Source organism: Acinetobacter sp. ACNIH1, from assembly GCF_002934695.1.
Lineage (GTDB): Bacteria > Pseudomonadota > Gammaproteobacteria > Pseudomonadales > Moraxellaceae > Acinetobacter > Acinetobacter variabilis.
This window is the reverse complement of record NZ_CP026420.1, coordinates 515,644-542,346: the sequence shown is the minus strand read 5'-3', so window position 1 is coordinate 542,346 and position 26,703 is coordinate 515,644. Positions and strand designations below refer to the sequence as shown.

The window sequence follows — 26,703 nt, the reverse complement described above, 5'->3', positions numbered from 1 at the left end:
TGGACTAGCTTGTTTAGCGCTATTGATTGTTCCTTAATAGTCTCAATCCTGAATGGATTGAATGGACATTCGCTATGAGCAATACAAATTACACCACTGAAGTGGCGATTTTGGGTGCTGGCCCGGTAGGCTTAACGATTGCAAACTACCTGAGCAAACAGGGCGTACAGGTCACTGTAGTTGAACAGCTAGATAGTCTGATCGATTATCCGCATGCCATCGGCATTGATGATGAATCCTTGCGTACTATTCAATCTTTGGGACTGGTTGATCAGGTCTTGCCGCATACCACACCTAATCATGCCATGCGCTTCCTGACACCCAAAGGCCGTTGCTTCGTAGACATTCAGCCACTGACTCGTGAATTTGGTTTCTCCCGCCGTAATGCTTTCATTCAGCCACAAGTAGATAATGTTCTGCTGCAAGGCCTCAAACAATATAAAAAAACTGAAGTACTTTTCTCGCGTCATTTGACTCATTTCAGCCAGGATGCTGAGGGTGCAACTTTAAAGGTTCTAACTAAAGACGGTGGCGAAGAAGTTATACATGCTCAGTACCTGATTGCTTGTGATGGTGGAAACTCTTATGTACGTCGTACCCTCAATATTCCATTTGAAGGTGAAACTGCACCGAACCAGTGGATCGTGATTGATATCGATAATGACCCATTGGCAACCCCACATATTTATCTATGCTGTGACCCGGTACGTCCGTATGTATCGGCTATCCTGCCGCATGGCATTCGCCGCTTCGAGTTCATGGTCATGCCAGGCGAAACTCAGGAAGACCTCAGCAAACCGGAAAATATTGCCAAACTACTATCTAAAGTTTTACCAAATACCGATGGAATCGAAGTGATTCGTCAACGTGTCTATACCCACAATGCACGTATTGCAGATAAGTTCCGTGCTGACCGTATTCTGCTTGCTGGTGATGCTGCACACATCATGCCGGTATGGCAAAGCCAAGGCTATAACAGCGGTATGCGTGATGCCTTTAACCTGGCCTGGAAAGTTGCATTGGTGATCCAGAGTAAAGCAAGTCATGAATTACTGGACTTTTACCAAGTAGAACGTAAGGATCATGCCAAAGCGATGATCGATCTTTCAGTGATGGCAGGCCACGTTCTTGCGCCACCAAAAAAATGGCAAGGCTTTGTTCGTGACGGTATTGCTTACGCATTGAACTATATCAAGCCAATCAAACAGTACCTGCTGGAAATGCGCTTTAAGCCAATGCCGAAGTATCATGATGGTGCCCTGCTGGCCAATACTCAGAAAGACTCTCCAGTCGGCAAGATGTTTATTCAGCCGCAGGTGAAACTGGAGTCTGGTGAAAATATATTACTCGATGAAGTGATTGGCAATGACTTCGCCATCATTGCCTAGGGTGTAAATCCGAAATGGGGTTTAAGCAAGCAAACGATACAACAGTGGAAAAAACTTGGCGTAAGATTTATCCAAGTCATTTCTGCAGTTCAATTGTCTAATCAACATCGTAAGCAATATGAAGATGTGATCACCATTGGTGATATCGGTACGGACATTCGTACCTGGTTCGGTAAGACCAAAGACTCTATCGTCATCCTGCGTCCAGACCGCTTCGTGGCTGCCCTAGCAATTCCTCAATCTATGGAAAGCACAAGTCAGGCGCTATTTAACAAGCTCCATGTCAAATAATTGACCTCAGTCAAAAAACCACGTTACGGCGTGGTTTCCTATTTATAGATGAACATAGAAGCTAAGTTCGGTATTGCTCAAACCATGAAATATCTTTGAGAGAATCACGACGCGCCATCTGCTGTAGGAAAGGTTTAAATTCTTCCAACGGCGGCAAAATTTTTGTACTAATTGCGAAGATCAGACAATAGGCCACATATAAATCTGCAGCAGAAACTTTTTTACCTAAAAGATAAGGCTTGGCCTGCGACAAGCCTCGTTGAAGAAAATCAAATACCGCGGCTTCGTTACCAAAACTTAAACTGGTTCGGACCTTTTCAATCTGTTCTTGGGGTACTAGTAAATTTTTTACATCGATATATTCAGTGAGTGGCCCATGACAGAAAAAGATCCATTTTAAGTAAGCACCACGTTTGGGATCATCTAAAGCGGGTGCCAATCCTTTGTCCTGATACTTATCTGCCAGATAGATGATAATAGCCGCCATTTCTGAAATTACGACGCCTTGATCAACCAGACACGGAACTTTACCCATCGGATTGATCTGAAGATATTCAGGTTGATGCATATCTTTAAAAGGAACTTCCACCTGCTCAAGCTGATCTTCAATCTGCAGTTCTTTAAGTATGGGCAGCAAGGTCATGCCGCGTGACTGAGGGTTGTTATAGAGCTTCATCATTCTGCTTCAACCGATTTCTTATTTTTTGAATTTCAGTATAAAGCGACTTTCTTTTGCAATTAAAAAGCATGTGCTACAGATCATTTCTGTAGCACATTTCATTTATGGAAGATCAATAATTTACTTAAAGAGATCTACACAAAACTTTTCTTTGAGCACTTTCAGAATCAGCTCAATCGCAGGATGCTGGTTATTTTTACGGTAACTGACATAGAGAGCAATCATCGGTAAAGGTTCCAGCGTTTTCTTCACCACAATATTATCGCCGAGTAAAGGAATCACATAAGCGGGTACCAGACTCCAGCCAACCCCCATGCCCACCAGATTGACATTCAGCAGAATATTGGTGGAATACTGCACCACATTCACGTTCAGTTTCGCCTGCCTAAAGAAATCATCAATAATCTTATGCAGCTGTGGTGAGGCCTGTTCATCACTAATCACAAAGTCCTGATTTTCAAACTTCTTGATGCTGACATAAGGCATCTCTGCGACCGGAGAATTTTTCGGCACAATCAGCGTCAGTGGCTCATCAAAAATCTGAACGGATTCAAACTCACCCGACTGATCCCTATAACAGGTAAAGGCAATATCAATACTACCCTGTCTCAGCGCGTTAAACTGTTCTGCATCAGTCAGGCTATGAAACAGTGCTTTCAGTTCAGGAAAATGTGCACGGATATTCGGCATGATATAAGGAAAAATTTTCATTTCCGCGACCGGCACAAAGCCAATATTCAGCTGACCCTTATGTACATGTGCGATCTGACGGGCTGCCTGCACGGCACGTTCTGCATGTTCTAAGCTCAACAGAGCTTCCTTTAAAAAAGCCTTTCCAGCCTCGGTCAGCTCAACCTTGCGGTTATTCCGCTCCAGCAATTGCGCATCCACTTCCCGCTCCAAATCCTTAATCTGCTGACTGAGTGAAGGCTGAACAGTATTCAGTTTTTCAGCTGCCCGGGTGAAATTCAGCTCTTCAGCCACTGTAACAAAATAGCGTAAATGTCTTAATTCCATTTTATTCTTCCAGTAAAGATGCTGAAATCGAAGGTCGCTTCCTGGCCACATATTGACGGTAGATTAATAAAGTGAAAATCACCATCACTGCACAGAACATATAGGTTTTTTCAAAACCGTATTGTGCAATGATCATACCCATCACTACTGAACCCACTGCCAGTCCAATATCAAACAGGCTAAAAAAGGTAGAAATTACATGGCCCATACGCTGTTTTTCGACAGATTGAAATCGCTAGCGTTTGTAAACATGGAAATAATGAACCCTAACCAATTCCAATAAATACTGCAGACAGCCACATAGTCCACTGACCGGACATGACACTGACGATCATCATGCCAATTGCAAAGAAAATAAAAGAAGGATAGATAACTGCACTTGGCCCTTTACGGTCGTAAATTTTGCCCACCCAAGGCCGTACTAACAACATTGAGGCAGCAAAAACAATAAAGAAGATGCCGGTATAAGCTAGTAGTTGCTTGGTTTCACTAAAGGGCGTGATAAAACTCATAATGCTGGAGTAAGCAAAAGCAGTGAGTAGAGCCACAAAACTGACCGCCAGCACTTTGACTTCAATAATGTCATGCAGGCTGAATTTTGATTTTTCAGCTATTTTGATCTGAGGTTTTGCTAATTCGGTAATTTTCAGCATGAAGGAAAAGATCAAGCCGATAGAGATAATCACAGCAAGCAAGCCAAACAGCACTTTAAAGCTGGTGAACTGAACCACGGTTAAGGCCAGTAATGGACCAAATACCACGCCCAGATTGGTGGACATGACAAAATAGCCCATGCCCTCACCTTTACGAGATTCCGGAATAAACTCATTCGCGACAGGAACGGTGACCATCGTTAGAATACTGAACCAAATTCCATGTAAGAAACGTACTGCCAATAATGACCACATGCTATCGACCAGCAGATAACTAAAGGCAAACAAGGCAAAAATAACTCCGGCTCCACGCATTGCCAATTTCTTGCCGAGTTTCTCGATAATCATGCCAGAAAAAGTCGAACAGCGATGGAGGAAACTAAGAACAGGGTCAAAGCCAAACCTGCTTCTTTGACTGATCCGCCCAGATCTTTCATGATATAAACCGGCAGAATGGTCAGTAAGGCAAAGTAATAGATAAACAGGAACAGATTGTTCAATAAACACAGAACAAAGGAGCGATTCCATAAGCGCTCAGGACTAGCAGACATAACACGCAACTTTTAAAGCAAATTTAAGAATTGACTAAACTCAGGGAGAAATCAAAGCTGGGCTTAAGGCCATATCTACCAGATTCTGGATATATTGATCATCCGGCATGCGGTTGAAGAAAATGATCTGGTAATGAATCGGCCCATATAAAGTGTCCAGCATCAGATCAAAAGGATAATCCGCACGTAATTCTCCACGTTGAATGGCCTGTTGAATCAATTGATGGGTTTGTTTTCGACGTGGTAATAGATATTGCTGAAAAAAGTCTGCAGCCAGCTCCCGATGATTGGCCATAACGACCAGCAAAGCACGGCCTACCGGATGATTAAGCGCCTGAACTAGCAAAGTTAGCTGTTGAACCAGATTACTACGCAGGCTCTGTGAAGCATCCAGTTCAAATACCCCTGCTGTACGCTGCTTGAAAGCATCTAGTACCAATTCAGATTTATGTTTCCACCAGCGGTAAATCGTAGATTTGCCAACCCCTGCCCGTGCAGCCACATCTTCTATAGTTAGCTGATGATATTCACCTTCTGCCAGTGCATCCGAAACTGCCTGCAGAATACTGTGCTGACGCCGTGAACATTTTTCTTCTTCACTCATGCTTAAAACCAAAAAACGAAACGATACGTATCGTTTCATATTAGATTAAAAAAAGAAGCTTAAACCAGAGTTGAATGATTTTCTAGGCAAAAAAAAGGCCTCACATTGAAGGCCTCTTTAATAAGCGAATTAAGTTTAGTACTTAACTATGCGCTGATTTTTTATAGATGCTGCATGAAGGATGATGGTTTTCCTGCAGACGGGCAACTTTACGTTGTTCAGCCGCTTCAAAACGGCAACGTTTCCAGTCATTGTCCAGATTCAGCGGTGGAATCTGTTTAGGCTTACCATTTTCATCAACAGCGACCATGGTAAAGTAGCAACTATTGGTATGGCGTACAGTACGTTTCTGAATATTTTGTGCTTCTACACGAATGCCAATTTCCATGGAAGTACGACCTACATGGTTCACACTTGCCAGGAAAGTCACCAGCTCACCGACATGAATCGGTTCTTTGAAATTTACTTTGTCTACAGACAGGGTTACGACATAACTACCCGAATAGCGACTCGCACAAGCATAAGCAACCTGGTCCAATAATTTCAGAATTGTTCCACCATGTACATTTCCTGAAAAGTTCGCCATATCTGGCGTCATAAGAACCGACATCGTTAACTCTGACTGGTCATCCGATGCTGTTGCAATTTGATCTAAAGGGGCCATCGTTTTCTCTGAACTCTTTGAATGACAATGATATAGACCATTATTATAGCTTTTTTGGTCTAAATAAAATGTTCAATTCGGCAAATAAAACATCATAATTCTTGATATGAAATTTTTCTCCATACAAAAAAAAAGATATTCCTCTGAAGATCCATAAAAATCATCAGAAAGTTATTTTCAGTAACTATAAAATAAACAGGAATTTATCTAGTAAATTATTTTCTTGAATCAATGCACTGCAATTAAGAGATTATTTATTAAGCATGCAGAACTCGGTTTAAGAGAACTGCATGCATTAACAAAAAATAACCTCGAATTAAGCAGGCACTTGTCTCAACATTTCTCGCGCCACATTTTCATAACTTAAAGTCTGCTGGCCATGCAATATAGTTTCAACGGTAAAAGAACCATCGGGATGACCTTTAGTTACAGTAAAAATTGTATTTTCAAACTGAGCTAATGTGACTTGCTGGCCAATTTCGATGTGATTCATATGGCTTTTACATTTATTAATCTATCAATTTTTATTCTGTCATGATCTTCTAAGCTTTTGAAAAGTTGTTTAACTTAAGTCTGTGAATAATTTTGTTAAAATCAAAAAATAGCCTTAAAATATATTTATAAAATCACTATATTTTTATAATTCAAATATTTATTTCCAATTGAAACTCGGGCTTTAAGTGACTTTCAATAGGTAGAAAACATCAGCTCATCTCTAAAAACGATGAGCAAAAATGAGCCGCTTTTCATCTACATGAGAAAAGAGGTAAATATTTTTATACATCTTTATGAAAAATAAATATTTTATTAAAAATCTTAGAGCAAATTATTGTTGCTGGGCCAAGAGCAATGGAATCTGATGACCCTGACTGTAATTATGCTTCTGATAGGCCTGAGCAATTTCTGGTAGCTTGAGTTTAGCCGCCTCGATGCCAGCGTCCATGGTCAATTCCCTGCCACGCACATCAAAAATATGACCTTTTTCGCGTAAGTCTGGCTGAATTACCACATCGGCGTATTGTAGCTCCTCAGAAGCTAAACGTTGCTGCATGATATTAATATTCTGGTTGAATAGGCCCCAGACATTGGTGGTTTCAGTATGGATTGGCTGCGCCAAAATATCGACAGCAATCACAATATCAGCGCCCAACTCACGAGCTACTTTAACTGGCACCGGACTGACCAGCCCTCCATCCACATATTCTTTTTTCTGGATGACAGTCGGAATAAACATGCTTGGAATAGAAACGGATGCACGTACTGCCTGACCGGTATTACCATAATTGAAGACTACCCGCTTGCCCTCTTTCAAGGCTGTGGCTACCACAAACATCGGGATTTTCATGGCTTGCAAAGGCGTTTGATCCACTTGCAAATTCACATAATTTTCGACTTTTTTGCCATCAAAAAAACCTTTAGGGTCCAGCTTGATGTCGCGGACGTCAGTCGCTTTCATGCTTAACGCAATATTACGCAGTTCAATCGCCGGTTTACCACTGGCATAAATGGAGCCGACAATACTGCCGGCACTGGTTCCCACAATAAAGTCTGGTTGTATGCCTGCCTGTTCCAATACTTCAATTGCACCGATATGCGCATAGCCACGCGCACCGCCACTGCCAAGAACCAGTGCAATCACCGGACGGTTTTCTGTTTGCTTGATCTTGCGGAAATTGATCTGGTTTGGACGTGCTTGGGCTTCTGCTACTGAACTGGCAGATTTAATATGATTAGAGTTAGATGGATTAAAACCGGATGTCGTTTGGCAGCCGCTCAGACCTACCATTGTCATCGCCAATATACTCAGTACATATTTCTGCATGCAGAGCACGTCCTCATTTTGTTAAAGCAGCATAGTGTATAAACACATGCTTAAATAATCTGTAGAATTTCGTAAAACTGTCATACAGTTGCATTAATATCTTTCAATTTTCAGCCACTGTATGAATACATCATCACTGTACCGGATCTTTCTCACTTTCCTGCAACTGGGCTGTATGGCATTCGGTGGACCGGCGGCGCATCTGGTGTTTTTTCACCGTAAATTTGTCGACCAGTTACAGTGGTTAAATGCGACACAATATGGCCAGCTGGTTGCATTAGCGCAGCTTTTGCCCGGCCCCAGCAGCAGTCAGGTGGGCCTCTCAATCGGCTATCTGCAAAGAGGTTATGCTGGGGCATTCGTGGCTTGGCTTGGGTTTACTCTGCCTTCAACGCTTCTGATGAGCTTGATCGCAGTACTCGGTCAGCACTATTTCCATATTCTAAACTCAAACAGCTTTCATAGCATTCAATTGATCGTTTTTTCTGTAATCGTCTGGGCATTCTGGCAAATGCTTAACAGTTTCTGCAAGAGCATCTGGCAGTATGTACTGGTCTTGATTTCAGTCCTGATCCTGAGCTTCATTAGTATCAGTTTGAATCAGCTATTAGTCATTATTTTAGGGGCAGTTTTTGGCCTTGTAATGGCAAAATTTTCTAATTCTCCTCAGGAAAATAAGCCTGCTTCAAATTCATCTATCATTCACTCAAGCTATATTCAGCCACGTCATTCACCTTACTGGTTCATCGCATTTATACTGCCCTTTTTCCTGATTCCTATACTAGTCAAATCTGGTTCTTGGCCTGAACTCGCGTTTTTTGCTGATTTTTATCAAACTGGCTCATTGGTCTTTGGTGGCGGACATGTCATTCTGCCTTTGCTGCATCAGGACTTTGTTGCGACCAATTTGCTTTCGTCACAATCTTTCGATCTAGGTTATGCATTTGCTCAATTGATGCCGGGTCCATTATTTAGTTTTGCCAGCTATGTCGGTGCCCTGTTGCCTTGGACAGGTTCAGCCTGGATTAATGCACTTTTAGCAACCTGCGCCATTTTCCTGCCTTCATTTTTTCTGATTTTTGCTACTTTGCCTTATTGGTCATGGTTAATGCAGCAACGTATTATTTTTCAGGCAGTGAGCGGGATTAATGCGGCAGTCGTCGGACTGCTTTTATATTTGCTGATTGATCTCTCTCAGGCATATTTTCGTTCCTGGTCTGATCTGGTTTTTGTCATCGTAATGATTTTACTGTTACGCTCGAAATTACCAGTCTGGTTCAGCCTGATTGCTGGCTTTATCCTATATTAAAGCTATCTGAATTTTATGTCATTCTAACTATTGTCTTGTCCTGAAATAGATTGACAGTATTCCACTTCAAACCGAGTTAAGCAATTAGCTCGGTTTTAGTTTGCTCATACGTCTGATTCGGGGTGTTCATATTTAAACTTAAATGTGGTCTATAGCAATTATAAATCATAATAGATTCCGCAATTAAGTGATCTAACTCCTTCATGGTTTGACATCGTGTAATTAAAAACTCCTGCTTTAATATTCCATTAATCCGCTCTGCTAATGCATTCTGGTAACAGTCTCCTCCATCTGTCATAGAAGGACATACCCCATAATGGCGTAATGCCGATTGATATAGTTCAGAGCAATACTGAGAGCCTCTGTCTGAATGGTGAATCATCCTGGCTGCCCGATCTGTCACATGCTGCATCGCCATATGTAGTGCCTGCACAACATTCTCTGCACGCATATCATTCGATAACTTATAACCTTTAATCTGGCGGGTATAAGCATCTGTCACTAAGGATAAATAATGTACGCCTTCAGCACTCTCAACATAGGTAATATCACTGACAAAGACTTCATTGGCTTGCACCGCTGAATAATCCTTTAATAAATTTGGATGCTTCTTCATCCAATGCTTGCTATCCGTAGTTTTTGTATAACGACGCTTGGGGCGAATCAATAAATTATTTTCTTTCAATATTTTAAATAACTGATCCCGTCCACACTTTAAACCACGCTGCAACAATTTGCCTTTAATAAGCCAATACAGCTTACGTGTTCCGATACTTGGCATGAGACAGCGATACTCCATAACCAACTCGAGTATTTGTTCTGTTACTTGTGCAGTCATTTGAGCACGTTTTTCTGCTTGATAATAAGCTTGTCGAGTGATTCCTAACCACTGACAATAACGTGAAACGCTTAGTCTTCTTTGGCTTTGCCAATCTTTGAAACGTGCTCGGTATACTTTTTTCCAAGATCAGTCCCACACTCTTTATCAATGTGATAAATCACATCCTGTATAAATTCAGTTTTGAGCTTTTCTGCGGCTAACTGTTTTTCTAATTGGCGGATTCGTTGTTGGGGTGTCAATTGGCGTTTAGAAGAAGTCGGCATATTCGAAGTCCAATCCTGTTGTCCGTGCTTGCGTAACCATACCAGCACAGTTGATCTTCCTTGAATACCATATTTTGCCTGAGCTTGTTTATAAGTAATTTGCCCTTTTTCTACTTCATGTACCACCATCATTTTAAAGGCGAAGCTATAATCACGTTGTGTGCGCTTAACTCGTTGTTCTCGTGCATGTTCCATAAAATAAGTCTCTTAAGGTGTAAACTTATTTCAGGACGGGACATATTAAACCCATAAAAAAGCCCCGAACCAGTCGGGGCTTTTTCTCAAGTCTTACCAGATATCTGATTTAACTTTATCTTTAAATTTCGGATGATCATCGAGTTTAAACTCTGGTTGCTCGATGCCACGTTTCAGCTGACCGGTATAGTCCTTGAGCAGCATCAAAATAAATGGCATCAGCAGCACAATCGCAATCAGGTTGATACTAGCCATGACACCCATGAACAGATCCGCCATATTCCAAATCAATGGCACACTGGCAATCGAGCCGAAATACACCATAAACAATACCAGCAATCGGAAAGTAAACATGACCTTACTGTTATTATTGATGAACTGAATATTTCCTTCTGCATAGGCATAGTTACCAATAATAGAAGAATAGGCGAACAGGAATAAGATCAAGGCCAGGAAGTCATCACCCCAAGCACCAATCTGGCTTTCAAGCGCCATCTGGGTCAAGGTTACACCTTCAAAACCGGCATTTTCATATAGGCCAGAGACTAAAATAATGATAGCGGTACATGAACATACGACGAAGGTATCTACAAATACGCCAAGCATTTGAACCAGACCCTGATTCACCGGATGTTTCACGTCAGAGGCAGCTGCCGCATTCGGTGCTGAACCCATCCCCGCTTCGTTCGAGAATAAACCGCGCTTAATCCCCATCATCATGGCCATCGAGATCATGGCACCGAAGAAACCGCCAGCCGCTGCTTCAAACTCAAATGCTTTGCTAAAGATCAGCTGGAAAATAGACGGCAACATATCGTAATTGATGACGGCGATATATAAAGCAACAGCTAGGTAAAGAACTGCCATGAAAGGCACTACCCCTTCAGCAACTTTGGCAATCCGCTTGATCCCGCCAAAAATAATCATGGCCGTAATCAAGACCAAGACCAGACCAATCCAGGAAATTTCCAGATCGAAGCCGCCTAATGGCAACATCAGATTGGCTTCATTCCAGCCCCAGGCATGTGAGGTTGCAGCAGTAATCGCATTGGCCTGTACGGCATTAAACACAAAACCGTAGGTCGTAATCAGCGCAATCGCAAATACAATTCCCAGCCATTTTTGCTTAAGACCCTGAGTAATGTAATACGCTGGTCCACCGCGGAATTGCTGGTTCTTGTTATCCCGAACTTTAAATAACTGGGCTAATGACGATTCTACAAAAGCAGAACTCATTCCCAGAAATGCAGTAAACCACATCCAGAACACAGCACCTGGACCACCGACAGCAATCGCAATGGCGACACCAGCGACATTACCCACACCAACCCGGCTAGCCAGACCTGTAACAAAAGCCTGAAACGGCGTAATACCATGATCGTCTTCGACCTTGCCACGACTACGTTTCATGACTTTCATACTGTGCAAGAACAAACGGATTTGTACGGCACCGGTCATGATCGTATACAAAATACCGACTGCGACCAGGAATACCACTAAAAAGTCCCAGAGTGGACCATTTAAGGCATTGACCCAGCCCAGTAAGGTTTCATTTAGCTGATCATTCATGTCATATCCTTATGAGCTTATGACTCATTATCAAGCCTAAAATTAGACGAAAAATTTCAAGATCATCTGGATGATCGTGGCATTAATCAAGTCAACGAAGAAAGCACCACATAATGGAACGATCAGGAAGGCTTTATGCGAAGCGCCATACATATTGGTAATCGCCTGCATATTGGCGACAGCCGTTGGGGTTGCACCCATCCCGAAACCACAGTGACCTGCGGCAAGTACTGCGGCATCGTAGTTTTTGCCCATCACCCGGAAAGTCACAAATGCTGCATATAAAGCCATGGTCAAGGTCTGTGCACCGAGAATCACCATCAATGGTCCTGCCAGATCCGCCAGTTGCCATAGTTTTAATGACAGCAGCGCCATGGCCAGATAAAGTGACAATGAAGCATTACCAAACACATCAATCGCACGGTCGAAAATCTGGATTTTCAGGATGCCTTCCAGCACGTTACGCAGAATCACGCCGCCTGCCAGTGCCCATACAAATGTTGGCAGTTCAAATACTGTATCTTTACTGAAGCCAGTCATCAGCTCCGCAAATGCCAGACAGCCTGCAAACAAACCAAGCGTGGTAATGGCATTATCGGCGGTGATCAGACGAACACGATGTGGATATTCAAATTGCACATATTCATCTGTCGTGCTGTCCATTGGCGTGTTGTCACGTTTTTCGATTTGCTGATCGGTACGGGCCACAGCAAGATTATGACGGTTAATCAACAGTTTCGCCAAAGGCCCACCGATAATTCCACCAATAATCAGACCAAAGGTCGCACTTGCCATACCGAGTGCCAAAGCCCCCTGAATACCGTGCTCAACTTCAAGAATTTCACCCCAGGCGCCAGCAGTACCATGTCCACCAGTCAGCGTAATCGAGCCGGCAATCAGACCAATCAGAGGATCAATACCTAACAAGCTTGCTAGTCCCATACCAACCGCATTTTGTAGTGCAATAAATGTCGAGATGGCAACCAGGAAGATCACCAGTCCGATCCCACCTTCACGCAATTTGGCGAAGTTCGCACTCAGACCGATCGAGGCAAAGAAAATCAGCATAAAACTGGTTTGCAGTTCCGCGCTCGTGGTAATGCTATAGCCCCAGAACGAATGAACCAGCAGAGAGATAACCGCTGCAACCAGACCACCTGCAACAGGTTCAGGAATGTTGTAACGTTTTAGAAAATCGATTTTATCCACCAAAAACCGACCCAGTAATAGAACAATTACTGCAGCGATCAGGGTATAAAATGCGTTAAAAGTAAAATCCATAATTTTTTTGTCCAAGATGGTCCTGAATTTTCGTCATTCTAAAAGTCGTGTTGCGATTCATTTTTACAGAAAAAAACCTTACATAACCCCATGTAATTGTCATCTTTTTCATTCATCTATCGCCTTTAGAATCAACAAAGCATTCCGCATCTGTTTCAAACTTATGAATATCATCGTGATGATCATATTCAGTGAGAGATTTATAAAAGCGAAAAACGGCCTTTTGCTGATTGCATAAGCTACGCCAGATGCGTAAATTCATCTCAGCGTGCAACTTATAGCGATAACATCCAACCTATATTTTTTACTTCTCAACCAGCATGAATTGCTACATGAGTGCTTTTAACCTAACTGAGTTCATCAAGTCATTTGCAATAAGATATTTCAAATAGAGCTTGACCATGCAATCTTCATTATTTCCTCAAAATGCATGTATTCAACTGAAAAGTCGCACATTATGCTGTTTCTTTGTATAAAGTTTTATTGTTTTTTATTAACTATAGTTAGCAAATATATAAAAAATAAGTATAACTTATTATTTTTTATAGTTTACTACCCCTAAATTCTAATCGAAATAAAATATTAATTGAATCTAAAAACGGATATTTAATTTTATTTTTAAGATTGAATTTTAATCATTCTATTTTGCTCTTAACTTTCTGTATAGTTACAGCCATCGATGTTAATTGCTCAAGATATCAGCATCTAAAGTATTGGTTTCATTTTTATAGGCAGTTTTGTTTAAGCATTCAATAAATTTCTTAGGCTATTTATATAGCTCCTATATCTCCTAAATACATTCTCATTCATGTGATTTCTATTAATCATCCCAATTCACTGTGAAACTAAAATTACCCCCTGCCCGACAAGGTTTGTTTGGTTTATAGTCATTTCACCATCATTAAGGATATGAGATTGGAAATTAAAATGGATCAAAACCTCGTTCATGTTGTAGATCAAACCATTACTTCCCGTCATTCAGTTCGTGCTTTTCTAGATACGCCGGTCAGTACCGACATGCTCAAAGACATTTTGACTGTGGCTAGCCGCGCCCCTTCAGGAACCAATACCCAGCCATGGAAAGTATATGTGCTAACCGGAAAAAAGCGCGATGAGCTGGTGCAGCGTGTCTGTCAGGCGCAAATGGAGCTTTATCAAAATCCGGTACTAGCCGCACAATATAAAGAAACCTTTGCCTATTATCCCGAGCAATGGTTCTCTCCTTATATCGACCGACGCCGTGAAAATGGCTGGGGCTTATATGGTTTGCTGAATATCCAGAAAGGCGAAAAAGAGAAAATGGCACGCCAGAACCTGCGTAATTTTGAATTATTTGATGCACCAGTGGGGCTATTCTTTACCTTACATAAAGATTTAGGCGTAGGTTCAAAAATGGATATTTCCATGATGATTCAAAACGTGATGCTGGCTGCCAAGGCGCGTGGTCTGGATACCTGTCCGCAGGCTGCCTGGAATCATTTTCATAGCATCGTGCTGGATGTACTGGACACAGGTGATGATGAAGAGCTGGTCTGTGGCATGTCACTAGGCTATGCAGATCCAGACCATATCGTAAATACCTTTATCACCCCACGTGTCCCGGTAGAGGAATTTGCCGTTTTTGTAGAAGAATAAAATTAGATAAGCCATGATTCAAGCATCAACTTTGAGCTGCTTGGATCATCTGACAGAGATATAGAGTTCTTGCAGCTCCTTATCTCTGCTTAACTCTAGGCAGTTCTAATTTCAATACAGATCTAAAGGCTATAACCACAAAGATCGCCATTACCAAGGCCATATTGAATAAAGCATCCCACAGCATAAAGTTCAGTAAAACTCCGCCCAACAAACCGCAGGCAAATTGCATACTGCCCATAATCGCACTGGCTGTTCCGGCACGAGCACCCTGCTCTGCCATAGCCAGCGCCATCGCATTCGGTCCCACAAAACCAATTGAGGCTACAACGACAAATAAGGCCGCCATAACCAGGATAACAGATTCAATATTCAGATAGCCTAAAACCAGTAAAGCCAAGACACCGATTCCCTGTAAAGAAGCGCCTAGTTTTAAACGACTTAAGACTGAAAGATATTGAGCCAGATGCTTATTCAGAGTCGAAAACAGCATGATTCCCACAGCATTCCCCCCGAAAGCATAAGCAAACTGCTGTTCAGTGAGATGATAATGATCCATCAGAATAGCTGAAGAAGCGCTGATATAGCAGAACATCACCGCCCCAGAAAAACAACCCACTAGCATTGGTCGTCTGAAACTCTCATCCTGAAAAATGGTTCGGTATAAACTCAATACCTGCTGCAAATTCAGTTTAAGGCGGCGTTCCGGAGGTAAGGTTTCCTGAAAGAAAAAATGCACACAGACTAGGCTAAACAAGCCACAGCCCATCAGCACCAAGAAAATAATATTCCACTCAAAAAACATCAGTACCCATGCGCCGAGACTTGGCGCAATAATCGGTGCAATGGTCGTTACAATCATCATGCTGGCAAAGGCCTGTGCAGCCGCCTGCATATCCAGCCGATCACGAATGGTTGCTCGGGCAATCACGACACCTACACATCCCCCTAAGGCTTGTAATACCCGTGCTGCAATCAGGCTCCATTCATTCTGTGCAAACATACACAACAGACTTGCTAGAATATACAGACTCAATCCAAAATAAAGCGGTGGCTTACGTCCAATCCGGTCACTGATCGGGCCATATAGCAACTGCCCAACCGCCAATCCAAGGAAATAAGCTGGCAGACTATTGGAAACCATCTGGGTGCTGACACCAAAATCCGCTGCCATTTCGGGTAAGGCAGAGAGATACATATCAATAGATAAAGGACCAAGTGCAGTCAGTGAAGCCAGCAAAATAATCCAAGACATGGCATAAGGCCGTGGTGCTGTCGTATTGGAGTTCATGTAATTAAAGATTTTAATGCGTAGTAGGCAGACAAATTAACATAGCGCATAGTATGATTTACATGGAAATTAAAAGTTATAAATATACTTTTTCTCATATGTATATTCAGCTTTGCAGCAAAGACTGCAAGAGAAAGGATCACCGTTGAAATCTTGGCTCAATCGTCTTAAACACGCGACTTATAATACGACCCTGATGTATAACCTGCGTATGCTGATCGCTTTTGCAGGCACTGCCTTTGTTCCCTATTTCATAGGACAGCAGTTAATGACTATTCCACTCACCCTTGGGGTGGTGGCCGCAGGTTTAAGTGATATTGATGACCGCTTTTCCGTGCGTATCCTGAATCTGTTCTATACCTATTTAGGCTTCTTCATTACCGCAGTCGCAGTCTATCTGTTATTTCCTTATCCGCTGCTGTTTGCTTCTGCCCTCATTGTTTCTTGTATTGTCCTGATTCTGCTCGGCTCGCTTGGTCGACGTTATGCCACGATTTCCTATGGCTGTCTGGTGATTTCTGTCTATTCCATGCTGGGGGTTGAACTATTTGATGGATGGTATCAGCAGGCAAGCTTGCTGCTGATTGGTGCGGTCTGGTATGGCTTTTTGTCGACATTGAGCTTCCTGCTATTTCCAGCGCGACGTGCACAGGACAATCTAGCTAAGTGTTATGCCTCTTTGGGTGATTTCCTCTATGCCAAATCGAATCTGTTCGATGTCGATATGACGGCAAAAAGTTATCAGCAAAGTATGATCGAGCTGTCACTGGAAAATGGCAAACTGATTTCAATTTTTAATGAAATGAAGACTGTCCTTTTGACCCGTCTGAAAGGTGACCGTGGTCAGAAAGATACCCGTCGTAGCCTGCAATACTATTTTGTGGCACAAGATATTCACGAGCGTGCCGATTCTGCGCATATTGATTATCAGAAACTGGCCAAAATTTTTGAACACAGCGACATTTTGTTCCGTTTTCAGCGCATCCTGTCGATTCAGGGCAAAGCCTGTAAAGACCTGAGTGAAAGCATTCAGCAACGCAAAACCTATAAACATAATAAACGCTTCAAACATGCCTTTGAAAACCTGAGATTGTCCCTAGAAAAATTGCGTACAGAACAGCAGTATGATCAGGTCTGGATCAATGCCCTATTTGCCTTATTCCAGAACCTGAAATCCATTGATGCGCAGTTACGCAATCTGGAAACTGAACGTAATATCAAATTTGATCGTACTAAACATATTGAAAACCAGCTCAAAGATGACGACCTGAAAGGCTGGGAAGATATCAAGATTCGGGTCAAACAGCATCTGACACCTGAATCGGTGTTGTTCCGTCATGCCATTCGCCTATCGATTGTGCTGCTAATCAGCTATATCTTTGTCCAGCTGACCGATATTCAGTATGGTTACTGGATTCTGCTTACAGCACTATTCGTCAGCCAGCCTAATTTTAATGCTACCAAGCGTCGCTTACGTTTACGTATCGTTGGAACATTGGCAGGTATTCTTTTAGGTTATGCCATTCTGTACTTCATTCCTTCCGTTGAAGGGCAATTATTACTGCTAATTTTGAGTGGGATTCTGTTCTTTGAATTACGCAGTAAACAGTATGCACAGGCCACTGCCTTTATTACCATTCTGGCCCTGATCAACTTTAATCTGGACGGCATGGGTTTTACTGCAGCTATCCCCCGTATGATTGATACTCTGATTGGCTGTGCGATTGCCTGGTTTGGCGTGAGCTTTATCTTCCCGGATTGGAAATTTCGTCGCTTGCCACGAAGCATTAGCCGTAGCCTGCAGGCAGAATGTGACTACTTGAGTGAAGTGATTGAACAGTATAAGTCTGGACGAAATAATGGTCTGACCTACCGCGTGGTACGCCGTGCAGCCCATAATACCGATGCTGAAGTTGCTTCCCTGATCTCGACTTTGGCCACCGAACCTGATTTCGACCCTGTGCAAAAATCACAGGCTTTTGAGTTCCTATGCCTGAATCATACTTTTATCAGTTATATTGCCGCGCTGGGTGCGCATCGTGAAAAAATTCAGGATCAGGATGTACTGGACTTACTGGACCAAGCCCTAGAAAATATTCGTGGTGCCCTGCTCTATGATGAGGTCCCTGACCTAAGCACCCAGAATATGATCCAGAATATCCGTCAGCGTCTGTCACAACAGCAGGAAGAAGACCAGAAACCACTGATCATTTTGCAACAACTGTCTTTAATGTTTAGTATCTTGAAGCAATTGAGTCAGTTAAAGCAGAGTTTGAGTCATGAACGTGACGAACAGGCTACTGAATTGGCTTCATTATAATTTGGCTGATTTTGGAACAATATACTCACTGAATTAGCATAATTAATGCTAAACTTTTTACAGCTTTAAATCTGTTAATTTCATTATGACCGCGAAAAATTTATACGCTTATACCCTACAGCCTGTGAACTATGAAATTTCAGAAGCTGAGCAGCGTCATGCTCAGCTAATGATCTGGCGTAGTACCAATAAAATTGGTATGAAAGCTTGGCTGATCATGGGTGCTATTGTTACCTTGTCTATTCTGGGAATTATCCTGATCAAGAACTACTCAACAGTTATCTGCTGGGTGGCGATTGTCTGTGTAGTACTGTATTACCTGATCCGTACTTTTGGTCTGGAATGGTATGTTAAACGCAAGATGAATGAATTTCCGGTACAGGAAATTAAAGGTATCCGTCTTGGCGTACAGCCACATGGTATCGTGATGCGCCAGAAAATGGGCATGCAGGAAGGTGTGGGTGCTATTGGCTGGAAAGACATCTATGAATGGTATAACACGCCGGAATTCATGCTGATCAATTTTAAAGTCAAAGGTCAGCAAGGTGCTTATATCCTGCCTAAACGTTTAGACAGTAAAAACTTCTCTTTCGCGACCATTCGCAAGCATCTGCAAGAAGAAGTGGGCGCGCCAAAAGAAATCTAAGACACATCCCGGTTTTGAAAGACCTCCTGTTTCGACATGGAGGTTTTTTTATGTCTATCTTTTATCCGACTCATCGACACAAATGATAATGAGAATAAATATTATCATCATAATCTATAATTTGTTCTAATTCTTCAGTTATAATTTGCCTACTTTTACACATACCACCATAAATCTGACCATCATGTTTAAAAAGACATTTTTCCAACTCCACTGGTTTCTGGGGATTACTGCAGGTTTGATTCTCTCGATTATGGGAGTCACGGGTGCTATTTATTCTTATGAGCCGCAAATCCTAAAATGGATGAATAGCGACAGTTATACTGTACAGGTTCAAGAGCGAGACAAGCTTAGCCCTGCCCAACTGTATCAACATTTCCAGACCCAAAACCCTGAAATGAAAATCAACAGTATTACCGTGGCACAGGATCCAAGTGCATCCAGTACGGTCAATATTGTAAAAGAGGGAGCACGTCGTGGTTATAACATGATGGTCAACCCCTACACGGCTGAAGTATTGCCTGAAATTAAAGGTCGTGAATTCTTCCAGTTTGTACAGCAACTACATCGTAATTTGACTGTAGGACCCGTCGGTAAACAGATTACCGGTGCCTGTGCCCTGATGCTGATTTTCTTTGTCTTGTCGGGTCTTTACCTACGCTGGCCAAAACGCCATTCAGTGAAGCAGTGGCTAGCTGTGAAGCCGCAACTGAAAGGTCGTAACTTTATCTGGGATCTGCACGCGGTTGTTGGAACCTGGGTCGTGATTTTTTACCTGATCCTGGCGTGTACCGGACTGTACTGGTCTTATGACTGGTGGCGCAATGGTATGTTCAAGGTGCTGGGTGTAGAACGTCCACAACCTGAAATGCAGCAAGGTCAAGGCGGCCGTGGTGGTGAAGAACAAGGTCGTAGTGCTGGCGAATCACGTGGTGAAGGTCAACGTGGTTCTCGTGGTGAAGGTGCAGGCGAACGCGGTCCACAAAGCGAAGGTCAGCGCGAAAATCGCGGTGAAGGTCGTGAGAAAGGTGTTGATGATACCGTTTTACTTACTGCATTGAACAAGAGCTGGGCAGGTTTCCAGAATGAATTCAATGACAAATATTCAACAGTTACTTTTAATATTCCTAAAAAAGCCGATGGTGAATTAAAACTCAGCTTTACCGATGTTGAAGTTCAGCATGAGCGTGCCCGTAATAATGCTACTTATAACTATCAGGATGCAGCTTTTACATCGGTAGAAATTTATGAAGACAAAAAGCTGAATGAAAAGATCATGAGCAGTATGCTACCGGTGCACCGTGGCAGCTTCTTTGGTCCGATTTATCAGTTCTTTGCCATGGTCGCGTCACTGCTCATGCCACTTTTCTTTATAACCGGCTGGATGCTCTATCTGAAACGTCGCAAGCAGAAAAAACTTACTCTGGCTGCACGCCAAGGCACAACTGCCCTGCCTTTGGATCCAAATGCTAAGCCTTGGCTGATTACGTATGCCTCACAAACAGGTGTCTCTGAACAACTGGCATGGCGCACGGCCACTGCCTTACAGGAAGCACGTCAACCTGTCAGCGTTAAAGCAGTACAACAGTTAAGCCTTGCAGATCTGCAACAGGCAGAACAGGTTTTATTTGTAGCCAGTACTTATGGCACAGGTGAAGCGCCTGACCTGGCTTCATCTTTCGAAAAGAAAATTCTGTCTGCCAAAGCAGATCTCAGCCATCTCAATTATGCAGTTTTGGCTCTAGGCTCCCAGGAATATCCTGATACCTATTGCAGCTTTGGTCATCGGATCGACCAGTGGTTACAGCAGAATGGTGCCAAGCAGCTCTTCAAGACCATTGAAGTGGATAATGCCAATAATGAGCATATCCAGCAATGGACCAATGCCCTTGCACATGTGACCCAGTTTGAGTTGCAGGATATGGGTATCGATAAAACCTTCGATCAATGGACTTTGAGCAAACGTGAATTGCTGAATCCAGATAGTCTGGGTGCGCCTGCGTTCAATATTGAACTGGTTCCACAGCATGAAGCTGTCTGGCAGGCAGGTGATATTGCCGAAATCCAACCAGGAAACAGCCCTGAACGTATCCGTGCATTTATGGAGAAATACCGTATTGCCGCGGGTACACAGGTACCTTCTCTGAAGCAAAGTATCGAACAGGCACTTTGGAATCGTGATTTGACTCAGGTTGATCCTTTTGATTCAGTAGATGAGCTGTTACAGCAATTACCAACTCTGACTACACGTGAATATTCAATCGCCAGTATTCCAAGTCAGCAAGTGCTACGTCTGGTCGTGCGTCAGCAATCCGATGCGCAAGGTCAGTTAGGTTTAGGCTCAGGCTGGTTAACACAGCATACTGCCCTAAATTCACCGATTGCCCTGCGTATTCGCAAGAATGAATCTTTCCATCTGATTGCTGATAACCGCCCGATTATCTGTATTGGTAATGGTACGGGGATCGCAGGTTTGATGAGCTTGCTGAGTGCGCGTAACCGTCAGGACTATACTCAGAACTGGCTCATTTTTGGTGAACGTCAGCGTGCCCATGATTTCTTCTTTGAAGAAACCATTCAGGCCTGGCTGCAAATGGGTACATTAAAACGACTGGATCTTACTTTCTCTCGTGACCAGCAGGAAAAAGTTTATGTGCATCATAAATTGCGTGAGCAAGCTGAAGAATTGAAACTCTGGGTCGCTCAAGGTGCCGTGATTTATGTATGTGGTAGCATTAATGGCATGGCCAGCGATGTCGATCAGGCTCTGATTGAAATTCTCGGTGAAAGCACAGTAGATCAATTACGTCTGGATGGTCGTTATCGTCGTGATGTATATTAAGATCAGCTGATCTACAAAAGACCGGGCTTCATGCCCGGTTTTTTATTAATAAGATAGAAGAAGAGATAAGAAGATAAATAAAAATATGAGTATCCGAATATCCAGCCCACTTAAACGAAATCTCAGCCTGATCTTTGGTTTGATCCTTGGCATAAACAGCCTCTGGTTAATGAGTCACGGACAAAGACATTTCGGTGTTCTTTTGCCAATTTTCATTAGCATAGCATTGGTTCTGTATGTTTTACTCTTTTCAAACATTCAACGCTGGAAACAGCATTCCAGATTTAGAACCTGGTTCTGGAACAGCCTCTGGGCCGGATTTTTGCTCTGGATGATCAGTGTCGTGGTTTTCTTCGCTTATATCCAGATGTCTATTCATACAAACGAATCTACACAGCCTCCTGCCGCTATTCTGGTTTTAGGCAGCGGGATTTCGAATGGACAGCCGTCACTCATCTTAAAAAGCCGTCTGGATACTGCAGCAAAATATGCAGCACACTATCCAGATGCTTTAATGATCATGACAGGTGGGCGTAATTATCGAGAAAGGCAAAGTGAAGCTGAGGTCATGCAGCACTATATCAATACTAATTATCCGGAACTCATCAACCCCATTCAACTTGAAGATCGAAGCAGAAGTACTGCTCAAAACATGATGTATTCTCAAGTGATATTGGAACAATACAATATAAGTCAAAATGATCCGATTGCGATTGCAACCAGTGATTTTCATAGCCCCCGTGCTCGTGCCATTGCCAGACACCAAGGTTATCAGCAAGTGATTAGTTTGAGTGCCAACACTCCTCTTTATCTGCGCTATAACTCCTGGTTAAGAGAATATTTTGCCTTTTTGAGTGGTTGGCTGCTCAATGAATATTCACTATTTAAATAAGTGACTTAAACACTAAGTTAATTTAAACGGATATGCCTTGGTGAAGGGATCGCTGGATTTTTGAATAGTTCAGGTTTCTGTACATAGACCTGATATAGGTAATTTTTAAGATCCAGCAAAAGTTTTTCAGGCGCAACCAGAATATTCTGCCCTTCTGGTGTTAGATCCAGTGACACGATAGTACTTTCCTGACGTAAGAAAGGAATGACCTTTTCAACAAAATCTTTGAGGGTAATTTCCTGAATCTGGTAATTGGCCCAGTTATCTTTAATGAGTAGTCTGGCCAGACCTTTGCTTTGCCAGGTCGCGAAAGCACGCTGTCCTGTCGGCGTGGCACACAAAGCCCAACCCTCTTGGTAAAGTGCAAAAATGCCACCTTGGGTAACAATAGCTTCAATAAAATTTTTATAAACTTGTAGCGGATCGTAGGCGGTATTTTGCGATTTGATCGCTGCCTTGCGCTGATATGGATTTCTCATAGTCTGAAATCTTCAAATTATTATAGACTTCGAATTCTATGAAATATTCAGGATTTAGGCAAGAAAGATATGGTGGGCGCTGACGGGATCGAACCGCCGACATTCTGCTTGTAAGGCAGACGCTCTACCAACTGAGCTAAGCGCCCTGAAGAGTAAAAAATAACATCGTTATTTTTTATGATGCAAGACAAGCGAAGCGCGTAGTCTTGAATTTTGATTCACATTTTCCACATCAGGGAATGAAAAATGGCGCAGCGGACGGGACTCGAACCCGCGACCCCCGGCGTGACAGGCCGGTATTCTAACCAACTGAACTACCGCTGCATCGCGTATATCTTTAGAAGATATGGTGGGCGCTGACGGGATCGAACCGCCGACATTCTGCTTGTAAGGCAGACGCTCTACCAACTGAGCTAAGCGCCCTTAAAGGGTCAAACTGTTTGATTCTTAGGATGGCGCAGCGGACGGGACTCGAACCCGCGACCCCCGGCGTGACAGGCCGGTATTCTAACCAACTGAACTACCGCTGCATCACAAAAAATCTGGTGGGCGCTGACGGGATCGAACCGCCGACATTCTGCTTGTAAGGCAGACGCTCTACCAACTGAGCTAAGCGCCCTCAAAAGGTCTATCATGTAAATGGCGCAGCGGACGGGACTCGAACCCGCGACCCCCGGCGTGACAGGCCGGTATTCTAACCAACTGAACTACCGCTGCACTTACACAATGTCGCTATTGTGGCAAACGATTCATCAAGAACTTAAAGTGGCGCAGCGGACGGGACTCGAACCCGCGACCCCCGGCGTGACAGGCCGGTATTCTAACCAACTGAACTACCGCTGCACTATAAGTGTCTCAACTTTGAAAGAAGCTTGGTGGGCGCTGACGGGATCGAACCGCCGACATTCTGCTTGTAAGGCAGACGCTCTACCAACTGAGCTAAGCGCCCTTTCAAATCGACTTCATCGCTTGATGAGGTGCATTATAGAGAATCTTCACAGACTGTCAAACGCTTTTCTGACTGTTTTCTGCTTTTTCGGTGTGAGTGATTAAAAAATAGGTTGATTGTTAAAAAAAACAACACTTTTTGTTTATTTTTTAAGTCTCTACCGATTTTTTAAGAATACTCTCTAAAACTAAAAGCCGGATTTTTACGGTTTTACTCATGAAAATTGAGACCTGAACATGCAACAAACTTCAGTATTGCTGAAAGATTATACAAAGCCTAACTCATCGCAACGTTGTGATCCTGTAATCTTTATTTTAAAAGCTTGCAGCCCTATAAAAACAAATCGATGACTTTTATTGGAGGGCTATAAATCATGTTTCTAAGTCTATTTTTCTATAAAAGTAGAGTACATAGATGATGGATGACCTCATCTACTTTCCCTTATTTAAATAGAAGATATTTCAATTAATTTTAAATCTATTACAAATCTTCTTAGGTCATTTAAACAGTCAGATTCAGAGGCTGTTCTGAAATATAGACCAGCGCATCTTCGCTCACCAGTTCAAACAGCTCGGCCACATCCGTATTCCGCATGCGGATACAGCCATGGGACATTGGAATACCCATCGGCTCAGAATCAGGCGTACCATGAATATAGATATAACGTCGGTAAGTATCACAACCTTCGCCCTGGTTGAAGCCTTCTTCAAGCCCACTTAGCCATAAAATCCGGCTAAGAATCCAGTCTCGCTGCGGGAACTGCTGTGCCAGTTCTGCATTATAAATTTCACCAGTTGCTTGACGGGCAATAAACACACTGTTTAATGGTGCTTGCTGGCCAAACTTTTCAGCGACTTTATGCCAGCCACGAGGCGTCTTGCCACTATTTTCTGTTTCACCAATACCATTCTTACCCGTAGAAATCAGGTACTGCTTATTATATTTTGGCAAATATAGTTTTTGTTGGGCGAGATCAATCAGGATTTCTGCCTGATCCAGCTGCAAATGGCTCATGACTTCTCTTTCTCTGTCTTGATGATTTCTAGTTCTACTTTCTTTGTGGCTATGTGTTCTGGATGGATTATGTCCTGAACCGGTTCAGGCCGACGCCATAACCAGATCGCCACAATCAGCATGGTCACATCAGTAAAGATTTTAACTGCCAACGGTGCTGTCGTAAATAACATGATAATACCACTGATGAACATCATGATACTGGCCAGCCATTTGGCCTTGCGTGGCACAGTGCCGTTAGCACGCCAAGCTCTTAAAGTCGGACCATATTTTGGATGATTTAGCAGCCATGCATCCATCTGTGGCCAGCCTTTGGATGCCGCCCAAGCCGCCAGAATTAAAAATACTGTTGTTGGCATGCCGGGCAAGATTGCGCCGATAAAACCCAGTACGACAAACAGTACGACCAGGCTTCGCCAAAACAATATTTTCATAAATCGATCCTACCCACAAAATTAGGGGTAGTATAAAGTGTTTTTAAAATCTGTCCGTTGTATTTGTGCACTTTTCACAGGATGTGCTATGCCCTTTTCCAGTCTAAATCACAATCTTGTAGAAGCATGGCAATATTATCAGCATCCTTTGGTGCGGCAACTGGCCTTTGCTGTTGGCAGTCCAAACCTTCTGTCTCAAATTCCAGCCGAACTTGAAGTCGTCCATGCTTTCGAATTACATGATTCTGAGACTTGGCAACATCACCTGCAAAATTATCATCCACGTCTGAAATATTTAGACCAGTATCCAGAAGAGCTGGAGCAATTCGTGCAGCAGCTTAAAAGCACCCGGTTGGGTCTACGTTTTGAAATGCTGGTCTGGTTCTGGCTGCTAGATGATGCTTATCACCCTTATAAACTTTTAGGCCATAGCATTCAGAAAATTGACGGTGCTAAAACGCTAGGTGAACTGGATTTTCTGTTACTCAATACAGAGACAGGCCAGACTGAACACTGGGAAGTGGCGCTGAAATACTACCTCGCAGAAGCCGATTTTAGCCTGCCAAACTGGTATGGCCTAAACCGTACCGATACTTTAATCCGTAAAATGAAGCATTTTACCCAGAAACAGTTTCAGTTTGAGGAGGCTCTGGATCAGCAGATTGAGCAGCGTTTCTGCATGTTAAAAGGCCAGCTTTATCTTCCAGTGCATCGGGCAGATCAGACATTACCTGGCTGGGTCAATACCCAACGTCGCATAGGCTTATGGGGCCAGCAGATTCCCGACCCAGCGGCTAATTTCTATCGTTTGCAGCGTCATGAGTGGATTTATCCTAATGCTCAGATCAGTAGTTCAAGTCCCTATTGGTGGACAAATGGACTTTATAAAAAGGCTGATCAAGAGGATTTTTATATGTATCGCAGCCCGCTTCTACTACCCTTTCCTGTGCATAAACCCTTTTAAAACATTACATTTATTAACCGAAGCACTATGAAAACCACATATTTTTTATGTCGTATATTTTCTAATCTTAGTTCCACATCATAATAATTTTATTATCGATAATACGGAGA

The 26,703-nt window shown here is 42.9% G+C and carries 20 protein-coding genes, 8 tRNA genes and 2 pseudogenes; 8 read left to right on the top strand and 22 right to left on the bottom strand.

Annotated features, from left to right (window positions below):
• Positions 1 to 74: 74 nt before the first annotated feature.
• Positions 75 to 1,679, top strand: a pseudogene (locus tag C3F22_RS02695) (bifunctional 3-(3-hydroxy-phenyl)propionate/3-hydroxycinnamic acid hydroxylase).
• Between the two features lie 61 nt (positions 1,680 to 1,740).
• Here the strand turns inward: C3F22_RS02695 and C3F22_RS02690 are convergent.
• From C3F22_RS02690 to C3F22_RS02665, 7 genes and pseudogenes are all read right to left on the bottom strand, one after another.
• On the bottom strand, positions 1,741 to 2,355 hold the full coding sequence (locus C3F22_RS02690; protein WP_034701754.1) for a glutathione S-transferase family protein: 615 nt from the start codon (positions 2,353 to 2,355) through the stop codon (positions 1,741 to 1,743).
• A 123-nt stretch (positions 2,356 to 2,478) separates the two neighbouring features.
• Positions 2,479 to 3,375, bottom strand: coding sequence for a LysR substrate-binding domain-containing protein (locus C3F22_RS02685; RefSeq protein WP_104425859.1), 897 nt, complete (start codon positions 3,373 to 3,375; stop codon positions 2,479 to 2,481).
• A gap of 1 nt (position 3,376) precedes the next feature.
• Positions 3,377 to 4,579: pseudogene (locus C3F22_RS02680) on the bottom strand (MFS transporter).
• Between the two features lie 40 nt (positions 4,580 to 4,619).
• Positions 4,620 to 5,183, bottom strand: coding sequence for a TetR/AcrR family transcriptional regulator (locus tag C3F22_RS02675; RefSeq protein ID WP_034581092.1), 564 nt, complete (start codon positions 5,181 to 5,183; stop codon positions 4,620 to 4,622).
• A 142-nt stretch (positions 5,184 to 5,325) separates the two neighbouring features.
• On the bottom strand, positions 5,326 to 5,847 hold the full coding sequence (locus tag C3F22_RS02670; protein WP_004784949.1) for an acyl-CoA thioesterase: 522 nt from the start codon (positions 5,845 to 5,847) through the stop codon (positions 5,326 to 5,328).
• 316 nt (positions 5,848 to 6,163) lie between these two features.
• On the bottom strand, positions 6,164 to 6,340 hold the full coding sequence (locus C3F22_RS18325) for a hypothetical protein (protein ID WP_171069899.1): 177 nt from the start codon (positions 6,338 to 6,340) through the stop codon (positions 6,164 to 6,166).
• Positions 6,341 to 6,673: 333 nt separating this feature from the next.
• A complete protein-coding gene (locus C3F22_RS02665; RefSeq protein WP_034701728.1) occupies positions 6,674 to 7,669 on the bottom strand; it encodes a patatin-like phospholipase family protein in 996 nt (331 codons plus the stop codon).
• A 121-nt stretch (positions 7,670 to 7,790) separates the two neighbouring features.
• Between C3F22_RS02665 and chrA the strand changes: the two genes are divergently transcribed.
• Positions 7,791 to 8,978: a chromate efflux transporter gene (chrA, locus tag C3F22_RS02660; RefSeq protein WP_104425858.1), complete on the top strand. Its 1,188-nt coding sequence runs from the start codon at positions 7,791 to 7,793 to the stop codon at positions 8,976 to 8,978.
• 76 nt (positions 8,979 to 9,054) lie between these two features.
• Here chrA and C3F22_RS02655 read toward each other — a convergent pair.
• From C3F22_RS02655 to gltS, 3 genes are all read right to left on the bottom strand, one after another.
• A protein-coding gene (locus C3F22_RS02655; RefSeq protein ID WP_104425857.1) for an IS3 family transposase occupies positions 9,055 to 10,277 on the bottom strand; the annotation gives its coding sequence in 2 pieces (ribosomal slippage) (positions 9,055 to 9,941 and positions 9,941 to 10,277; 1,224 coding nt in all).
• 93 nt (positions 10,278 to 10,370) lie between these two features.
• Positions 10,371 to 11,846 carry an alanine/glycine:cation symporter family protein gene (locus tag C3F22_RS02650; protein WP_034701735.1) on the bottom strand — a complete coding sequence of 492 codons (1,476 nt, stop codon included), beginning with the start codon at positions 11,844 to 11,846 and terminating at the stop codon, positions 10,371 to 10,373.
• Between the two features lie 42 nt (positions 11,847 to 11,888).
• Positions 11,889 to 13,127 carry a sodium/glutamate symporter gene (gltS, locus tag C3F22_RS02645; RefSeq protein ID WP_034701739.1) on the bottom strand — a complete coding sequence of 413 codons (1,239 nt, stop codon included), beginning with the start codon at positions 13,125 to 13,127 and terminating at the stop codon, positions 11,889 to 11,891.
• Positions 13,128 to 14,054: 927 nt separating this feature from the next.
• Between gltS and C3F22_RS02640 the strand changes: the two genes are divergently transcribed.
• Positions 14,055 to 14,762 (top strand): nitroreductase, encoded by a 708-nt coding sequence (locus C3F22_RS02640; protein WP_104426978.1) that lies wholly within the window; start codon positions 14,055 to 14,057, stop codon positions 14,760 to 14,762.
• Between the two features lie 79 nt (positions 14,763 to 14,841).
• On the opposite strand, the gene C3F22_RS02635 is transcribed toward C3F22_RS02640, so the two are convergent.
• Complete coding sequence (locus tag C3F22_RS02635; RefSeq protein WP_034705661.1) at positions 14,842 to 16,053, bottom strand: multidrug effflux MFS transporter; 1,212 nt, start codon at positions 16,051 to 16,053, stop codon at positions 14,842 to 14,844.
• Positions 16,054 to 16,198: 145 nt separating this feature from the next.
• Between C3F22_RS02635 and yccS the strand changes: the two genes are divergently transcribed.
• The 4 genes from yccS (at position 16,199) to C3F22_RS02615 (ending at position 22,753) form a co-directional block, all read left to right on the top strand.
• Positions 16,199 to 18,373 carry a YccS family putative transporter gene (gene yccS / locus C3F22_RS02630; RefSeq protein ID WP_034705659.1) on the top strand — a complete coding sequence of 725 codons (2,175 nt, stop codon included), beginning with the start codon at positions 16,199 to 16,201 and terminating at the stop codon, positions 18,371 to 18,373.
• A gap of 85 nt (positions 18,374 to 18,458) precedes the next feature.
• Positions 18,459 to 19,019 carry a YcxB family protein gene (locus tag C3F22_RS02625; protein ID WP_034705657.1) on the top strand — a complete coding sequence of 187 codons (561 nt, stop codon included), beginning with the start codon at positions 18,459 to 18,461 and terminating at the stop codon, positions 19,017 to 19,019.
• A 184-nt stretch (positions 19,020 to 19,203) separates the two neighbouring features.
• Positions 19,204 to 21,861, top strand: a complete 2,658-nt coding sequence (locus C3F22_RS02620) for a PepSY domain-containing protein (RefSeq protein WP_104425856.1) — start codon at positions 19,204 to 19,206, stop codon at positions 21,859 to 21,861.
• Between the two features lie 97 nt (positions 21,862 to 21,958).
• Positions 21,959 to 22,753 carry a YdcF family protein gene (locus C3F22_RS02615; protein ID WP_104426977.1) on the top strand — a complete coding sequence of 265 codons (795 nt, stop codon included), beginning with the start codon at positions 21,959 to 21,961 and terminating at the stop codon, positions 22,751 to 22,753.
• Between the two features lie 17 nt (positions 22,754 to 22,770).
• Here the strand turns inward: C3F22_RS02615 and C3F22_RS02610 are convergent, their stop codons facing one another.
• The 11 genes from C3F22_RS02610 to C3F22_RS02560 all read right to left on the bottom strand — a co-directional run bounded on the left by C3F22_RS02610 (position 22,771) and on the right by C3F22_RS02560 (position 25,629).
• Entirely contained in the window at positions 22,771 to 23,232 is a 462-nt protein-coding gene (locus C3F22_RS02610; protein ID WP_005236987.1) for a DUF2750 domain-containing protein, read from the bottom strand.
• Between the two features lie 70 nt (positions 23,233 to 23,302).
• Positions 23,303 to 23,378: transfer RNA gene (locus tag C3F22_RS02605), tRNA-Val, on the bottom strand.
• Between the two features lie 101 nt (positions 23,379 to 23,479).
• Positions 23,480 to 23,556 (bottom strand) — tRNA-Asp (locus C3F22_RS02600).
• A gap of 23 nt (positions 23,557 to 23,579) precedes the next feature.
• Positions 23,580 to 23,655: transfer RNA gene (locus C3F22_RS02595), tRNA-Val, on the bottom strand.
• Positions 23,656 to 23,685: 30 nt separating this feature from the next.
• Positions 23,686 to 23,762 (bottom strand) — tRNA-Asp (locus tag C3F22_RS02590).
• Positions 23,763 to 23,775: 13 nt separating this feature from the next.
• A tRNA-Val gene (locus C3F22_RS02585) sits at positions 23,776 to 23,851 on the bottom strand.
• Between the two features lie 21 nt (positions 23,852 to 23,872).
• Positions 23,873 to 23,949, bottom strand: a tRNA-Asp gene (locus C3F22_RS02580).
• A gap of 49 nt (positions 23,950 to 23,998) precedes the next feature.
• Positions 23,999 to 24,075 (bottom strand) — tRNA-Asp (locus C3F22_RS02575).
• A 30-nt stretch (positions 24,076 to 24,105) separates the two neighbouring features.
• A tRNA-Val gene (locus C3F22_RS02570) sits at positions 24,106 to 24,181 on the bottom strand.
• Between the two features lie 501 nt (positions 24,182 to 24,682).
• Positions 24,683 to 25,195 carry a cell wall-recycling L,D-carboxypeptidase ElsL gene (elsL, locus tag C3F22_RS02565; protein WP_034701953.1) on the bottom strand — a complete coding sequence of 171 codons (513 nt, stop codon included), beginning with the start codon at positions 25,193 to 25,195 and terminating at the stop codon, positions 24,683 to 24,685.
• Positions 25,192 to 25,629, bottom strand: a complete 438-nt coding sequence (locus C3F22_RS02560) for a YbaN family protein (protein ID WP_034701955.1) — start codon at positions 25,627 to 25,629, stop codon at positions 25,192 to 25,194. Before C3F22_RS02560 ends, elsL begins: the two co-directional genes overlap by 4 nt.
• A gap of 88 nt (positions 25,630 to 25,717) precedes the next feature.
• Between C3F22_RS02560 and C3F22_RS02555 the strand changes: the two genes are divergently transcribed.
• A complete protein-coding gene (locus C3F22_RS02555; RefSeq protein WP_104425855.1) occupies positions 25,718 to 26,593 on the top strand; it encodes a DUF1853 family protein in 876 nt (291 codons plus the stop codon).
• Positions 26,594 to 26,703 lie beyond the last annotated feature (110 nt).

What these genes read in the sequence shown, in the direction of transcription:
- C3F22_RS02650 (WP_034701735.1), bottom strand. Translation starts at nt 11,846, where the DNA reads ATGAATGATCAGCTAAATGAAACCTTACTGGGCTGGGTCAATGCCTTA.
- C3F22_RS02640 (WP_104426978.1), top strand. Translation starts at nt 14,055, where the DNA reads ATGGATCAAAACCTCGTTCATGTTGTAGATCAAACCATTACTTCCCGT.
- C3F22_RS02555 (WP_104425855.1), top strand. Translation starts at nt 25,718, where the DNA reads ATGCCCTTTTCCAGTCTAAATCACAATCTTGTAGAAGCATGGCAATAT.
- C3F22_RS02610 (WP_005236987.1), bottom strand. Translation starts at nt 23,232, where the DNA reads ATGAGAAATCCATATCAGCGCAAGGCAGCGATCAAATCGCAAAATACC.
- C3F22_RS02625 (WP_034705657.1), top strand. Translation starts at nt 18,459, where the DNA reads ATGACCGCGAAAAATTTATACGCTTATACCCTACAGCCTGTGAACTAT.
- C3F22_RS02670 (WP_004784949.1), bottom strand. Translation starts at nt 5,847, where the DNA reads ATGGCCCCTTTAGATCAAATTGCAACAGCATCGGATGACCAGTCAGAG.
- C3F22_RS02685 (WP_104425859.1), bottom strand. Translation starts at nt 3,375, where the DNA reads ATGGAATTAAGACATTTACGCTATTTTGTTACAGTGGCTGAAGAGCTG.
- C3F22_RS02620 (WP_104425856.1), top strand. Translation starts at nt 19,204, where the DNA reads ATGTTTAAAAAGACATTTTTCCAACTCCACTGGTTTCTGGGGATTACT.
- chrA (WP_104425858.1), top strand. Translation starts at nt 7,791, where the DNA reads ATGAATACATCATCACTGTACCGGATCTTTCTCACTTTCCTGCAACTG.
- C3F22_RS02635 (WP_034705661.1), bottom strand. Translation starts at nt 16,053, where the DNA reads ATGAACTCCAATACGACAGCACCACGGCCTTATGCCATGTCTTGGATT.
- C3F22_RS02690 (WP_034701754.1), bottom strand. Translation starts at nt 2,355, where the DNA reads ATGAAGCTCTATAACAACCCTCAGTCACGCGGCATGACCTTGCTGCCC.
- C3F22_RS02665 (WP_034701728.1), bottom strand. Translation starts at nt 7,669, where the DNA reads ATGCAGAAATATGTACTGAGTATATTGGCGATGACAATGGTAGGTCTG.
- C3F22_RS02675 (WP_034581092.1), bottom strand. Translation starts at nt 5,183, where the DNA reads ATGAGTGAAGAAGAAAAATGTTCACGGCGTCAGCACAGTATTCTGCAG.
- gltS (WP_034701739.1), bottom strand. Translation starts at nt 13,127, where the DNA reads ATGGATTTTACTTTTAACGCATTTTATACCCTGATCGCTGCAGTAATT.
- C3F22_RS18325 (WP_171069899.1), bottom strand. Translation starts at nt 6,340, where the DNA reads ATGAATCACATCGAAATTGGCCAGCAAGTCACATTAGCTCAGTTTGAA.
- elsL (WP_034701953.1), bottom strand. Translation starts at nt 25,195, where the DNA reads ATGAGCCATTTGCAGCTGGATCAGGCAGAAATCCTGATTGATCTCGCC.
- C3F22_RS02560 (WP_034701955.1), bottom strand. Translation starts at nt 25,629, where the DNA reads ATGAAAATATTGTTTTGGCGAAGCCTGGTCGTACTGTTTGTCGTACTG.